We start from the raw sequence: 15,231 nt of genomic DNA, 5'->3' as shown, positions 1-15,231 counted from the left end.
CTCCCGCTCTTTTCACTCCACTGCGTTGCGTAAAAAGGAGCTCCGCTTACGCCGGGGCGTGCTGCGCAAAAGATAAAAAATTCCTATCCAAACCAAATTCTTCAAAAATTTGAATTGATATAGAGATTTTATTTAGTTTTGTTATATGCCTATAGAACAGAAATATAAAACCGCCAACTGGGAATGGATTGATGTAACCGCACCAACGGAAGAAGACCTCCGGTTTTTGCACGAGCGTTATCATATCAATTATCTTTTGCTGGAAGATACCATAGATCCTAACCATCTTCCAAAATACGAAGAAGTTGGCGATGTCAAATTTTTTCTGGCCCGGGAATCAACAGATTTGGAACGTCGAACTTTGAATAACATTAGTGATATAAGCAGCAAACTTGGAATCTTTCTGCTTCCGAAACTGATCATCACAACACACAGGACGAAGAGCAAAAGCATCCATGAGGTGTGCGAGGAACTGAAAAAAGAAAATCCGGACAATGTCACCAGAGATCATCTCGCGCTTAAACTGGCATTAAGAATCATCAAGACTTTTGATGATGAGAGCCGCAATCTACTCGAAGTAATGGATGCTATGGAAAACGAGATTTTCCTGAAAACGACCAATCATACCAACCAGATCAGACGTCTTTACAAGCTGAAAAGAAAATCCGGTCTCAATACTAGAATCCTGAACATATCAGGTGAATGGATCACCAAATTCAAAACGCTGGATCTGGAAGAAGTGGAAGTAATGGATTTACTGGACAAACAAAAGGATGTGATTGCAGATTTTGACCACGTCAATGCGCAGACTGTTAACCTTATTTCCATGTTTTTAGCACTTTCCGATCAAAAAGCCAATCAGGTAATGAAACTTTTAGCTATCTATTCGGTTTATTTTTTACCAATTACATTTATTGCGGGCATCTACGGAATGAACTTCGATAATATGCCGGAACTGCACCATAAGCATGGTTATTATTTTACTTTGGGATTGATGGCTTTGGTGGTAATTATTACCTTCATCTATATGCGAAGAAAAAAATGGCAAGGCTAGATGGATATAGAATTGCTGACTTTTTACAACGTAGAAAATTTTTATCCGTCCGATCAGGATTCTGTCGGAACTTATCATTCCGGTTTATATAACTGGGATGATTATAAATACCGTCTGAAAGTCAGAAAAATCTCCAATATTTTTCAATCTATTGAAGAAGATTATGAACAGTTGCCTTCTATAATTGGATTGGCTGAGATTGGTGCAAAGTCAGTTCTGGAAGATCTAACCAACGAAAATTCCCCAATAAACGATTACGAAATCATCTATCAATCTTCCAAAGACTCGCGTAATCTGAGTGTGGCCTTACTTTTTGATAGAAAGAAATTCACTTTACTGAAATATCAAACTTTACAGTTCCAATTAGACAAGGAGAAAAAGTTTGATACCCGTGATATTTTGCAAACAGAATTTTTATACCAAGAAAAAAAGCTTCATATTTTTGTTATTCATCTGCCTTCCAAAAGAAATCAGGATGCTAAAAAAGATCAACGGAATTTTATTATTGAAAAGCTTAAAGAAACATTTCAGGAATTATTTGATAAAGGAGAAGCTATTGTTTTGATGGGCGATTTCAATGAAAACCCAGATAATGAAGCTGTACAAGAATTACTTTTGGATAAAAATGGTAAGCAAGTTCTGAATAATCCTTTTGAAAGCCTATTCAATGCAAATCAATTTTCAACTTATCACGGTAAAAAAGGCGTTTGCTTTGACCAGATCATTTATCCGGAAAAACAGCTTATTGAGCAATTCAGTCTTCGGTCTATAAAAGCTGAAATCTATAATTCGCCACGACTGAGAAACAAAAACAATAAAAATAATAATTATCCTTTCAGAACATACTCCGGTTCCCGATATGTGGGCGGTTACAGCGATCATTTTCCTGTCATTTTAAAATTAATAGGAAAATCCCTGTCATAAATTTTTATTGATTCGAAAATGAAAGGCATAGATTATGCTTATAGGTTATTAAATCACTAAAAAATTTAATGTTATGAGAAATCTATTATGGTTAGTCGCAGTCATTTGTATTATTGTATGGCTTTTAGGAATGTTGGGCGTAGTCCCGGGAATGAGTACCGGATATCTGGTTCATGTATTATTAGTAATTGCCATTGTTGTGGTGTTATTTAATATTATCTCAGGAAGAAAGCCTTTGGATTAAATATTTTACCACTTAAACTAAAATTATTGTCTGATTAAATTTCCACGAATTTATTCAGACATTTTTATTTTATGACAAGAATTAAGCAAATTTTAATCTGTTATAAAATTGCGTTAATCAAAGGGAAAATACATTTTAGACCATATAACATTTGTATTTTTATTTTATGAAGAAATCATACACATAATGCTATATTTTTCCAAAAGATTTGTTTGCAAAAGTATTTTTGCATTTTTTCTGTTTCTCTCGCTATCTGGTTTTTCACAGGATAAAGCCGAGCAAGCCATTCAAAATATGGATAAAAACTTTCCACAGGAAAAAGTGTATCTGATGTTTGATAAGAATAGCTATGCTGCAGGAGATAATATTTGGTTCAAAGCTTTTGTATTTGACGGTTACAGCAAGTCCAATGTTTCCACAACACTTTTTGTAGAGCTGTATGACAGCAGCAAAAAACTGATTGATAAAAAAATGCTTCCACTTTATAATAGTGAAGGAAATGGTAATTTTCAATTAGCAGACAATCTGAAAGAAAATATCTATTATGTAAGAGCTTACACAATCTGGATGACGAATTTTAGTGAAGACTTTCAGTTTATGAAATCGTTTGCTGTTTATAACCCCAATTCTCCCGAGAAATTAATCAAAAATGATAATGCAGATTGGTCAGTTTCTGTCTTTCCGGAAAGTGGAACTTTTGTTGCCGGTATTGATACTAAAATTGCTGTTCGTTTACAATCCGGGGGAACTTTACCAAAAAACTGGAACGGTTATATAATTGATAAAGATAAACCCAATGCTCATCTTGCTGATTTTGAAAGCTTTGATCAGAATGTAGGATCATTCTTTATGACGCCACAGAAAGATAAACAATATCAGGTAGTTATTACAGATAATAATGGAAAAAATCAAAAGATAGATTTGCCACAAGTTGCTGAAAGTGGAATTAATCTCCAAGTGAAAAGCTTAGCTGACAAAATCGAATATCAAATTAAATCTAACAACATTGCTGATGAATCCGGTTATTATAAAATTATCGCAACTATCGGTAACCGTTTCGTTTACAAAGCCCGCATCAGGAAAAATTCCAATGATGAAGTTTTCTCGATTCCGGCTAATCAATTAATTAACGGCATTCTTCAGTTTACTTTGTTCGATGAAAAGGAAAATGTGGTTGCTCAAAGACTTTGTTTTATTCAGCCTCAAAAACTGAATTTTTTAAAACCAGTAGTGCAATCGATTTCAAAGAATTTAAATCCTAAAAGTTTAAACTCATTTGATATAAAATCAGACAGCAATATTTATGATGTATCGGTTGCAGTTTATGACCAATCAAAATTTAATCAAAAAGAAAATATCTTAAGCGCATTCTGGCTCACAGGAGATTTCACGGATACGATTGAACAGCCGGTTCAATATTTTTCCGATAACAGGAATACGGATGCACTGGATGCATTATTGATTTCTGAAAAGTGGAAGCGTTTCAATTGGAAGGATATTATCTCCGGTAAATTTCCAGTCATCAAAAATCAACCTGAAAAATATATTTCATATAATGTCAGAATCACTTCCAATGGCGCTCCTGTAAAAAATACCAATATCAATCTGATGTTTGAAGGTGATAAATCGGGTTCAAAATTATTGACTGTTATAACAGATAACAATGGTGACCTTAGCCTGAAAAATATGGCTTTTTATGAACCTCAGAAGATTTATTATCAATTAAATGCTGATAATCCGGATGCTGTTATTATTCCGAAAGTTTCATTTGTTCCTTTGAAAAAAGAATTACCGCAAAGTGATTTTATTCTAGTAAAACGAAATCCAAATGATGCTCTTACTTCCGAAGCTTCACTTGCCATAGAAAACAGTCAGTTTCAAAAAAAACTGAATGAAAAAGTAACCGATATAGAAGAAGTAAAACTGATTGCAAAAAAACAATCACCAACAGAAAAACTGAATGACGAACTCAGTAGTCCGATGTTTCAAAGTGCATCAGAAACCATTTTTGACTTTGTGAACGATAAGTCTTTAGCAACTGGTTCTCCCGATATTCTATTGTGGCTGGAAGGTCGGGTTGCCGGACTTCAGATTCAAAGGGATGGCGCAGATGTAGATGTTCTGATGAGAAATAAAAAAGTGGATATCTATCTGGATGAAGTCAAAACGGAATTGGAGATCCTAAGAGGTTTTAATATTTCGAATATTGCAATGATCAAGGTTGTGAAAGATGATTTCTTTGGTGGATTTGGTAATTCGAATGGCGCCATTTTAATTTATACTAAAAATGGAAACACAGGTTCCGGCGAAGTTATGAAATCGATGACTGGACTTAAATTTTTCATATTGAAAGGCTATGACAAGCCAGACTTTTACAAAAACATTTTTTACAGTAATGATTCTCTGAAAAACCTGATTGATAACCGAATTAATCTGTATTGGAATCCGAAATTACCTTTAGACCAATCAGCAAAAGTAGAATTTTACAATAATGATTCTGCAAAGCAAAACAGAGTCATTATTACCGGATTCGATGATGAAAAACAGCTTCCTGTTTTTTCTGATTCAATATTGAATTAAGTCACCAAATCTATATTTTTTACAAAATCCGTATTTCTACCTAAAACCGAATGACTAAATCATTTTAGCTTTGGCTAAATATTCAATTATGTCAACGCTAACTATTTTTGGTTCATTCGGATTAGAATTATTTGGACCGATCATTTTAATCGCAATGCTTTTCATCACTTTATTAAGAGAAAAGAAAAAACGTAGAAAATAATATTGCTTCCTGATTTATTTAATTTTCGATTATTAACAGCTAAAAAACACTATTTTCGCTGTTCAAAATCAAGAAATGAAGGCTTCAGACTTTATACAAAAGCAACTAAATATCCCTACCAAAAAGATAGACAGTACGCTTCAGCTTTTCTCCGAAGATTGTACCATCCCTTTCATTGCACGTTACAGAAAAGATAAAACAGGCAATCTGGACGAGGTCGCAATTGAAAATATTTTCAAGCTGAATAAGCAGTTTGAAGACGTCATCAAAAGAAAAGAAAGTATCCTGAAATCCATCGATGAACAAAATGCTTTGACGCCTGAATTGAAGCAAAAGATAGAACAAAGTTTTGACCTTCAGGAACTGGAAGATTTTTATCTGCCCTACAAAAAAAGGAAAAAGACAAAAGCCGATACAGCAAGAGAAAAAGGACTGGAACCTTTGGCCAAGATTATTATGAGTCAACGTTCTGATGACATCGATTTTATCGCTTCAAAATATGTTAATCAAAATGTTGCCGATGAAGATGAAGCTTTGCAAGGTGCAAGAGATATTATTGCGGAATGGATTAATGAAAATCTTTATGTTCGTAAAAATCTTCGAAGATTATTCCAGAGAAAAGCCGTTATTTCTTCTAAGGTGGTCAAAGCAAAAAAAGATGAGGAAACAGCTCAGAAATTCTCACAGTATTTCGAATGGCAGGAAGCTTTGAACAGGATTCCATCGCACCGTCTGCTGGCAATGCTCCGTGCAGAGAATGAGGGTTTTGTAAAAACGTCTGTTGATATTGAAAAAGATGAAGCGCTTGACCTGATAGGAAATGCTATTATCAAAAGTAATAATTCATCTTCAAAACAAATAGAATTAGCAATAGCCGATTCTTACAAACGATTGTTAGAGCCGGCTCTTTCCAATGAAGCGCTTCAGGAAGCCAAAGAAAAAGCAGATATCAAAGCGATTGAGGTTTTCTCTGAGAATCTTCAACAATTACTTCTCGCCTCGCCTTTGGGAGAAAAAAGGATTTTAGCCATTGATCCCGGTTACAGAACCGGTTGCAAAGTCGTTTGCCTTGATGAAAAAGGTGATCTTTTGCACAACGAGAATATCTATCCGCACGCTCCGCAAAACGAAACTGGAATGGCGATGAAAAAAATTCGTTCTATGGTTAATGCTTATAATATTGAAGCCATCTCTATCGGAAATGGGACAGCCAGCCGGGAAACCGAATTCTTCATCAAGAAAATTGCATTTGATAAGCCGATTCAGGTGTTTGTGGTTTCAGAAGCAGGTGCATCGGTCTATTCAGCCAGTAAAATCGCGCGGGATGAATTTCCAAATTATGATGTGACCGTTCGTGGTGCTGTGTCCATTGGAAGACGATTGGCCGATCCTTTGGCAGAATTAGTAAAAATCGATCCTAAATCTATTGGCGTCGGACAATACCAACATGATGTGGATCAAACCAAACTAAAAGAAGAGCTGGACAATACTGTAATTCGTTCCGTCAATTCGGTTGGAATTAATCTGAATACAGCTAGTAAATCATTATTAAGTTACGTTTCCGGAATCGGAGAAAAAATGGCGGAGAATATTGTTAATTTCCGAACAGAAAATGGCGCTTTCACCGAAAGAAAAGATCTGAAGAAAGTTCCAAGACTTGGAGAAAAGGCTTATCAGCAAGCCGCTGCTTTTGTTAGAATCAAGAATGCGAAAAATCCTTTGGATAATTCAGCCGTTCATCCGGAAGCTTACAAAACGGTTGAAAAAATGGCAAAAGATCTCGGCTTAAAAACTGAAGATTTAATTTCGAATAAAGAGAAAATAGCTTCCATCAATCCTGAAAAATATGTAACTAATGATATCGGAATTCTTGGAATCAAAGACATTCTGAAAGAATTAGAAAAACCGGGATTAGACCCAAGAAAAGGAGCGAAAGTTTTTGAATTCGACCCCAATGTAAAATCCATCAAAGATGTAAAACCCGGGATGATCCTACCGGGAATTGTCAATAATATTACTGCTTTCGGATGTTTTGTGGATTTGGGAATCAAGGAAAGTGGCTTGGTTCATATTTCTCAATTGAAAGATGGCTTTGTATCCGATGTAAATGAAGTGGTAAAGCTGCATCAGCACGTCCAGGTTAAGGTTACAGAAGTAGACGAAGCAAGAAAAAGGATCCAGCTGAGTATGATTTTATAATTGCTCTTAACACAATCATTATAAACAGTAAAATATTTATTAATAATTTAAAAGCTTGTAGATATTTATCGTAATATTAAATTAATATTTAAATATATTCTATTTTTGCATCGAATACTTAATAACAAATGATTTGAAAAACAAAATATATTTAAACAATATTATGCTGATTCGACATGGTATTATATTATTTTGTACCTTATTCTTCTATCCATTTTTGTCGGCCCAGAACCATTATACACCAAAACAAATAGACTCTCTCATTACAACTAATGAAAAACCAAATGATTGGAGTCTGGAAAAAAATATAAGTTTTCTCAGTAATTTATATAAAGAATCAGAAAAGATTCATTTCGAAAAAGGGATGTATAGGTCTTTGATGCAAATAACCAATTGGTGTATGCTGAAAGGACAGTACAAAAGAGCTTTCCCTTACTTTGAAAAGACAGAAAATCTGCCGCTAAGAAATCCGGAAAATATCAAATATAAAATTAAAGCCCTTCAGAGTAAATCTCTAGCTTTTTCAAGTTTAGGTTTGTATGATGATGCGCAGGTGGCAATTGGTAAATCAATGCATATGGCAGAAAAGCTAAAAGATAATGATTCGAAATTTCGGTTTTTGGGGCAGGGTTTTCAAATTAAATATGCACTCTGTATAGAGATGAAAAAACCCGAGGATTCTGCACGATTTTACCTTAAAAAGTCAATACCCGAATTTAAAAAAATTAAAAACGAAACTGATAGAAATCTTTTCCTGGGAAGCACTTATATTAATATAAGCACCAGTTTTTTTGAAGCAAAAAAACTGGATTCCGCTAAATATTATTCTTTTAAAGCATTAGCAATAAAAAATATAACTGATGAATCAAAAGCTTACCTGTTCCAGACCATAGGGCAGATACATCGTGAAAAAAAGAATCAGGATAGTGCTTTTTATTATTATAACAATGCGGAAAAATTATCATCTAAGTTTGGCGACCCTGCGGCTTTGAAAGCTTTATATCAGACACTTTCTGATATGTATAGTGAGTCGGGGGATAAAGATAAGGCTTTGCTTTATGCTAAAAAATTATCTCTTTTGTCTGACAGCATCAATGTTGTCAATAAAGAAAGTGCGGCGTTAGCTAATAAAAATATTAAGGAAGATCTAAAAAAGCAATCCGAATCAGATAAAAAACGCCTGTACTGGATTATAGGAGGTATTATTATCATTTTACTTTTTATTTCCTGGTATCTTGTAAAAAAATACAATAAGGAAAAGAAAGCACAATTAGAAAAAAAAGAGATCATCCAACAAAAAGATTTCGAGCTTAATGATTTGAAATCCAAAGTAAATGATTCTTTCGAGGAGGTAGCTTTGCTTGCAAAAAATAACGATTCTGCTTTTTTGGGACGTTTCAAAGAGGTTTACCCGGATTTTTGTAATAAGCTTCAGCAGATATGTCCGGACATTCTCAATTCAGAGTTAATCTTTTGCGCTTACCTCAAGCTCAATTTCTCTACCAAAGATATTGCTACCTATACATTTGTAACACCTAAAGCTGTTTATAACAGGAAGAACAGGATTAGAAAAAGACTGGATATTCCTTCGGATGAAGACATCTATTTATGGATGAATAAGATTTAAAAATGAAAGAGCCGGGATATTATTTCGGCTCTTTTATTTTTAAGCTTTTGCGTATAGATTAAATTGGAAAAAACAAAAACCCGGGTAATTTTTTCAGGCAAAATTTTGTACTGGAAGTTCTGTTTATTAATATTAAAAACAAAGGTAACACATCCCAAAAATTAAATTATCCTGTCGATTTTTTTTAAGATTTATTTTTTCCAATTTTTTTTGTTTTAAAACACAATCCAATGATTATCAATTAATTAAAATCGTGTGGTAACTATGTGGTAAGGTGTTTTTTCGGAAATTAGTAATGTTTTTATTCATTTGCAGCATAAACACAAAAACACACAGGTGATCGGAATTAGATTTTGTAATCAAGTATAGTATTGAGCAATTGAATTACTAATTTTTCATAATTCAATTGTATACTTGATTTTTCTTTCACCTCTGTTTTTATAACAGTGCTACATTGAAATTTTTTAAGAAACTTATCTGCTCCAATTATCTTCCGAAATATTCCGGGAGAATAGCGCTGTTGTTTCTGTTTAACATTAGTAGCTTATTCTATAGCCAGGTTGTTGTTTCCGGGATGGAGAATATCACAGTCTCAGCCGGGGCAAAAATATATATACAAGATCCGCAGGAAGCTGAAATTACAGCCGAACATGAGATAACAATACCTGACACACCTGAAAACCCCAAAAAGAAAATTGCCGTACAAGCTAAGATTCTGAAAAAGCAGGCAGGTAAAAAGAATCCAAAAACAGAAGTCAGGAAAATACCTGCATCACAAGACACAGTCTTCAAAACCGGGAATCAGGACAATAATTTTGTTTTTGAGATGTCCGGCTATAGGGATTTTGGTATTTCATTCAACAGGCAGGAATACACATCACAAAAAGCTCTGGTTGCTAAGAATGCATTTGCCGGCTTTTTCCTCACTTTAGTCTATTCCGGACATACTTTTAGTACGGAAAACCATCACAGGTACAACATAACCCATTCTGCATTTAGTTCCCGTCCACCGCCTGCTCTGCAAGCATAAAAGATTATTAACACAGGTTTTACGTATTTCAGTCGCAACAATAATTTTATTGCGGAAAGGAAACTTTTGTACCTATCCTTTTATATTATACTAATGTTAGCAGATTGACACATGCAAAAATCAGGATAAGGCAGATGATAATTTTTTAATGCTAATATAGACCCATTTCTTCTGCCTGTCTTACCGGGGCTCTTCGGATACTCGGCAGGCTTTAAAATCACAGCTTATAGATTCATTTAAACTCCTTTAAATCATTGGTTATTTAATACTTACAGAAGAGTTTGAAAAAAATTATCAACACATAAAAATACGATATTTTATGCCATTTTTAAATTTTGAGAGCCGCCATTTTTCTCAGGCGGAAGAAGCCGACATCAAAGCAGCAATGCAAACATTACAAACCTTATTATCCGGTAAGCTCGCCACCCTTACTGCAGAAGAACGTCAACAGTATGGCAGCATCAACGAGCAGAATAAGCTGATGGTCAACAAGATAAAAGATTACCGCGATGCGCAGCCTCAGCTCAGCAGCCCGGAAATAGACTGGCAGGAGTTCGAAAAGGATTACAGCAGCCGCAGCTTTCTCCAAAACCTAAGCGAGCAGCTCAATGAGCTTGTGCGCGGTTTGGACAATGCCAAGATCCTCCACGACTGGGACAATTATCAGGTATCTCTTACTGACTACCAGTACGCCCGATACCGAAATGATGCAGGCAGCACAGGTTTTCATACCAAGCAGCAGGAGATCGGTCAGTTCTTTTCCCGTACAGGAAGCGGAAGCAATGGTACGGAAAATCCTGCTATGCCAGAAGAATAAGGTTTATTTGACGTTCCCCACTCCATCGTTGGGGTGGCAAGACCCCAAATTTGAGGTTTGTAACGTCAAAAATGAGCTTATAAATATCAAAAATGAGGTTCAAAACCTGAAAAAAGAGGGTCTATGATCTAAAATTTGAGGCTGAGAACCGCAACGTTCAGGTAAAAGATCACAAAAAAGGATCTCCGGACGTCAAAAATAAGGCTCTGGGGTAGAATCTGCACCGGAAAAGCCTGAAAAACTATCAAAATACAAACTTAACACAAGAACCTGGCAGTTTTTTTAAAGACTGTTCAGGTTCAAAATCAATTTTTTAAAAACAGATGAAAAAACATGTTATTCTTTTAGGAGCATTATTAGTTTCCGGCATTGCCTATTCACAAGTAGGTATTAATACCGACACACCAAAAGCTACATTAGATGTTGTGGCAACTCCCGCAGATGTAACTAAAACAGACGGATTTATTGCGCCAAGGCTGAAAGGCTCTGAGCTGAAAGCCAAAGATGCTCTTTACAGCACACCACAAACCGGCGCTATCGTTTATGTTACCGAAGCATTATTGCCGGCAGCCACTACTACAAAAACAGTAAATGTTACTGCTGTAGGCTATTTCTATTTCGACGGGACGGTATGGCAAAAGGTGAGCAGCGGAGCAGCAGCTGCACAAACAGACGACTGGCATACCACCGGAAACGCAGGAACCACACCTGGAACCAACTTCATTGGAACTACGGATAACCAAGACATCATATTTAAAAGAAACAAGGATATGTCAGGTTTATTAAGTACCCAAAATACCGCTTTCGGGGTACAGGCATTTTGGAGTGGTGCTGGTAGTAGTAATTCTGCTTTTGGAACAGGTACACTTATGGTGAATGCCGCAAATGAGAACTCTGCTTTTGGAGCAAATGCGCTTAGATCCAATACATCCGGATTTTCCAACAATGCCTTTGGTAGTGGGGCTTTGTCAGGCAATACGACTGGTGGCAATAACTCTGCTTTTGGAGGAAATGCTCTTAGTGGCAATACTACAGGTAATGCTAATTCTGCCTTTGGTTATAATGCGCTTCTCAAGAATACCACAAGTATAGGTAACTCTGCATTTGGGCACTTTGCACTTATGAACAATACCACAGACAGCAACTCCGCTTTTGGCTTTAAAGCCCTTACTGCCAATACAACAGGTAGCTACAATTCTGCTTTCGGTTATCAGGCACTTATTGCCAATTCAATGGGTGGCAATAACTCTGCTTTCGGTTATAATGCGCTTGCTGCTAATACGACAGGTGATGATAACTCCGCTTTTGGTAAAAACGCATTGGCTATCAATACAACAGGAGAAGAGAATACAGCGGTAGGTCACTGGACTCTTCCTGCTAATACAACTGGAAGTTATAATACAAGTGTTGGAAGAAGCTCACTTTGGAGCAATACAACAGGTAATGATAATACTGCTGTAGGTACTTCTGCACTTGGCTATAACACAACCGGAAATAATAATACGGCTTTAGGACAGGGAGCAGGAAATTCTTCTAAAACAGCCGATAATAATACAATGCTGGGCTATCAGACGATGTATCAATCCTCCACAAGTTTTGGAAGCAACAACGTTGCCGTAGGTGCCAATGCTTATAGCGGAACTTTGTCAATTGCAGTAGGAGCAGGGGCTAACAACACCATTGTCGGGGCAGATGCAGGACGCCTGGTAACCGGCAACAAAAACACCTTTTTTGGCAACAGTGCAGGCTTCAAAAGTGTGCAGGAGACCTTATCCGGTGATAACAATACGCTTATAGGTGCAGATACTTATCTTCCAAATATTACGGCAAGTAATCAGCTCAATATCAGCAATGCCATCTTCGGGACGGGGCTTAGTGGTTCTACCACAGCACCGGCAGGCAACATCGGGATCAAAACCACTACACCCACAGAAACATTGGATGTAGCCGGTAATACAAGGCTTAGAAATCTTCCCGCAAATGGTACTGCTAACGCCATCTATACCACATCGGGCGGCACCGCTTCGGCAACGCAAAACCAGACCTTTACTGCTACCAAAACCGTGGTTGCTGATGCCAACGGGGTGTTGGGAACGCTGGCTTATGTACCTTCTCTGCCTGTCGTAATTGCTGGTACAGACGGCGCGGATGCCATTACTGCAACACAAACCATCAGGCAAAGGAACAGTACAGGCGGTAATGGGGTAAGTGTTAACCTGCTAACCAAAACATTTACACTCAGCAAAAAATCCCTTGTTACCATTTCCTATGATGTAAGTGTGGGTAACATTACGGATTATAACGGTAATTATTTATCAGACGATGCCTCCAAAAAGCTGGAAGCCTGGGTAAGCCTGGATGGTTCAAATCTATCAGCGACCGGTATGAGCTATTCAAATGGAAATACCACTTATACTGCAACGGGAAATTTTAACCTTGGGAAGAGCAGGACGGTTTTGATGAATACAGGTTCCCATACCGTAGTGCTTGGTGCACAAGTATATGTGTATAATACTGATGGCATCGGGGTGCAAGCGACTTTTGGACTAGGTGGTCTTGACCAACTGGATATCGTAGCTGTTCCGGTAGAATAATATGCAACATCCGCTTGTATTTTTATTTGTCGGGGTTCTTCGGAGCTTCAGCAAGGTTTAATCACAATCTAAAACACAAGAATTAAAATAAACATAGACCTTTGGCCGGGCATTGCATTTACATAGCTTTTTTTCACCATCATTTTTTTGTTTTTGCTGCCCGGCTTTTTTTTAATAATTGAGACAAAAAGCGAACTTACAATGTGTAAACAATAGTACAATGTGTCACAGCTTTTTGATTTAAAATTGGGTACAGCGATATTAGATATAAGAATTAAAATATAAATATGTGGCCGGGCGGTACCGTTCTTAGGCTTTTTCTTCATTATTCATGTGTGTTTTTGCCGCCCGGTTTTCATCCCAATGAAATATAAAAAATGATCGATCATCCATAGATATTAAACAGCACAACCGGATTAAAAAATACGTGCTTCTCTCGTCCGGTTGTTTTTAATCAAACTCAATGAGAAGACCAATCATGTTATGAAAAAAATATTATTTGTTACAGCACTGGTATGTGCCACGTTACAGCTTAATGCGCAAACGACAATTTTTGAGGAAGATTTTGAATCTACACCCAGCTTTCAGTTACCCCCAGACTGGCAAACTATAAGTACGGGAGGTTCATTCAATACCTGGTTTACTATTAATTATTCATTCACCGACAGTTACGGATTTTCCGGAAACATACTCCAAGTGGGAGTTAATAATACGGCCGGCAATTATGGAGGAACTTTAAAAACGGAGACAATTTCAATACCGGCAGGTCAATTCTCATATACGCTGACCTACCTGATAGGAAAAAGTTCTTTTACCGCTACGGATGTTAATTACGCTGTCTATGTATTACCGGCAGATGAGTTGTTTACAGGCACAGGTACCCAAATTCCTGTCTTCTTGGATACATTTTCAATAAATGCGACGGCTTTTCAAAAAACAATTGACTTGTCGGCTTATGCAGGGCAGGATATCAGGCTGTACTTCCAGACCAGACAGAGTAACCAGGCAAATATCTTTTTTGATAGTGTAAAAATCATACAGAAACCTCTGCTTGCCACATCTGATATTGCAAAAACTGATAATGTGAAGATCTATCCAAACCCGGTATCTGACATTCTGTACATCCAGCCCGTATCCGGAATTACTCAAGCTGAAATCTTTGATATAACCGGCAAAAAGGTGAATTCAAAACTGAATAACAATAAAATTGATGTAAAAAACCTGCAATCGGGCATTTACATCCTTTCTACTGAAGCCGGAGGTAAAAAATCGAGCCAAAAGTTTATTAAGAAATAGCTGTTTCATGTCCCATAGTCGGTAAAACCTATGCTGTTCCGGGGTTATGCACCTTATAAACAGTCCTGAAAAATAGTTTTTGGCCGGGCAATTTTAAGGAAAGTACAAACCAGACCTCATCATATATTATTTTCTTCTGCCCGGCTTTTTTTAATCATCTTATCATCATATTGATTAATCATCAAAAACTGTTGGTTTATAACTTAGGCATGATGTAATCATAAAGGCATACATACCCTGTGTGTTTTTTGCCGGGCAGTTTTCAACCATCATCATAATTATATAATCTGCACGGCTTTTCCATTCTCATGAATGTTATAACCTGAACTGCAACATAAATTATTAATATGGACGCACAATTAAAGAAAATAGATGCATTGGTTAGGAAATATCTTCATCGGTCAAAAATAGCATTAATGGTATTGTATGGCGTTCCAAACACAACCTGGGATGACGATATATGGATCTACAAGCAGACTAAAAATTATATTTTTAAGACTGAAATCGTTTTTATTTTTAAGAATAACAGGGTAAAGGATATCATAATTTTTGAGTATATACTTGGTATCCTGTGGAGTGAGGTATTTTATAATGCCAATCATTCTCCTAGATATGAAGTGGTCAATCATTATCAAAGGTTTAGAAATATATAAAAAAGGTTAGC

General features: G+C 36.4%; 11 protein-coding genes. All 11 read left to right on the top strand.

Features of this window, described 5'->3' with window-relative positions; genetic code table 11:
* Positions 1-145 precede the first annotated feature (145 nt).
* The 11 genes from QOL71_RS08730 to QOL71_RS08680 all read left to right on the top strand — a co-directional run bounded on the left by QOL71_RS08730 (position 146) and on the right by QOL71_RS08680 (position 15,220).
* A complete protein-coding gene (locus QOL71_RS08730) occupies positions 146-1,054 on the top strand; it encodes a magnesium transporter CorA family protein (protein WP_283416552.1) in 909 nt (302 codons plus the stop codon).
* Positions 1,055-1,978 carry an endonuclease/exonuclease/phosphatase family protein gene (locus QOL71_RS08725; protein ID WP_283416551.1) on the top strand — a complete coding sequence of 308 codons (924 nt, stop codon included), beginning with the start codon at positions 1,055-1,057 and terminating at the stop codon, positions 1,976-1,978.
* Between the two features lie 73 nt (positions 1,979-2,051).
* On the top strand, positions 2,052-2,222 hold the full coding sequence (locus tag QOL71_RS08720; RefSeq protein ID WP_283416550.1) for a lmo0937 family membrane protein: 171 nt from the start codon (positions 2,052-2,054) through the stop codon (positions 2,220-2,222).
* 294 nt (positions 2,223-2,516) lie between these two features.
* Positions 2,517-4,802 carry a hypothetical protein gene (locus QOL71_RS08715; protein ID WP_283416549.1) on the top strand — a complete coding sequence of 762 codons (2,286 nt, stop codon included), beginning with the start codon at positions 2,517-2,519 and terminating at the stop codon, positions 4,800-4,802.
* 277 nt (positions 4,803-5,079) lie between these two features.
* The gene (locus tag QOL71_RS08710; RefSeq protein ID WP_283416548.1) at positions 5,080-7,203 is read left to right on the top strand and encodes a Tex family protein; all 2,124 of its coding nucleotides are present in this window, start codon (positions 5,080-5,082) and stop codon (positions 7,201-7,203) included.
* 163 nt (positions 7,204-7,366) lie between these two features.
* The gene (locus QOL71_RS08705) at positions 7,367-8,830 is read left to right on the top strand and encodes a tetratricopeptide repeat protein (protein ID WP_283416547.1); all 1,464 of its coding nucleotides are present in this window, start codon (positions 7,367-7,369) and stop codon (positions 8,828-8,830) included.
* Between the two features lie 454 nt (positions 8,831-9,284).
* Positions 9,285-9,860 (top strand): hypothetical protein, encoded by a 576-nt coding sequence (locus QOL71_RS08700; RefSeq protein ID WP_283416546.1) that lies wholly within the window; start codon positions 9,285-9,287, stop codon positions 9,858-9,860.
* A gap of 319 nt (positions 9,861-10,179) precedes the next feature.
* Positions 10,180-10,677, top strand: a complete 498-nt coding sequence (locus QOL71_RS08695) for a hypothetical protein (RefSeq protein ID WP_283416545.1) — start codon at positions 10,180-10,182, stop codon at positions 10,675-10,677.
* A 323-nt stretch (positions 10,678-11,000) separates the two neighbouring features.
* On the top strand, positions 11,001-13,271 hold the full coding sequence (locus tag QOL71_RS08690) for a beta strand repeat-containing protein (RefSeq protein ID WP_283416544.1): 2,271 nt from the start codon (positions 11,001-11,003) through the stop codon (positions 13,269-13,271).
* A 483-nt stretch (positions 13,272-13,754) separates the two neighbouring features.
* Positions 13,755-14,567: a T9SS type A sorting domain-containing protein gene (locus QOL71_RS08685; RefSeq protein ID WP_283416543.1), complete on the top strand. Its 813-nt coding sequence runs from the start codon at positions 13,755-13,757 to the stop codon at positions 14,565-14,567.
* 347 nt (positions 14,568-14,914) lie between these two features.
* Positions 14,915-15,220, top strand: coding sequence for a hypothetical protein (locus tag QOL71_RS08680; RefSeq protein ID WP_283416542.1), 306 nt, complete (start codon positions 14,915-14,917; stop codon positions 15,218-15,220).
* The last annotated feature ends 11 nt before the right edge of the window (positions 15,221-15,231 follow it).

This window comes from Epilithonimonas pallida (assembly GCF_900182975.1).
Lineage (GTDB): Bacteria > Bacteroidota > Bacteroidia > Flavobacteriales > Weeksellaceae > Epilithonimonas > Epilithonimonas pallida.
The sequence above is the reverse complement of the archived record's forward strand: the minus strand, read 5'-3'. Positions and strand labels throughout refer to the sequence as shown.

Excerpts from the sequence above, each read along its gene's own strand:
- QOL71_RS08680 (WP_283416542.1), top strand. The coding sequence starts at position 14,915 with ATGGACGCACAATTAAAGAAAATAGATGCATTGGTTAGGAAATATCTT.
- QOL71_RS08730 (WP_283416552.1), top strand. The coding sequence starts at position 146 with ATGCCTATAGAACAGAAATATAAAACCGCCAACTGGGAATGGATTGAT.
- QOL71_RS08705 (WP_283416547.1), top strand. The coding sequence starts at position 7,367 with ATGCTGATTCGACATGGTATTATATTATTTTGTACCTTATTCTTCTAT.
- QOL71_RS08725 (WP_283416551.1), top strand. The coding sequence starts at position 1,055 with ATGGATATAGAATTGCTGACTTTTTACAACGTAGAAAATTTTTATCCG.
- QOL71_RS08690 (WP_283416544.1), top strand. The coding sequence starts at position 11,001 with ATGAAAAAACATGTTATTCTTTTAGGAGCATTATTAGTTTCCGGCATT.
- QOL71_RS08695 (WP_283416545.1), top strand. The coding sequence starts at position 10,180 with ATGCCATTTTTAAATTTTGAGAGCCGCCATTTTTCTCAGGCGGAAGAA.
- QOL71_RS08720 (WP_283416550.1), top strand. The coding sequence starts at position 2,052 with ATGAGAAATCTATTATGGTTAGTCGCAGTCATTTGTATTATTGTATGG.
- QOL71_RS08685 (WP_283416543.1), top strand. The coding sequence starts at position 13,755 with ATGAAAAAAATATTATTTGTTACAGCACTGGTATGTGCCACGTTACAG.
- QOL71_RS08710 (WP_283416548.1), top strand. The coding sequence starts at position 5,080 with ATGAAGGCTTCAGACTTTATACAAAAGCAACTAAATATCCCTACCAAA.
- QOL71_RS08715 (WP_283416549.1), top strand. The coding sequence starts at position 2,517 with ATGGATAAAAACTTTCCACAGGAAAAAGTGTATCTGATGTTTGATAAG.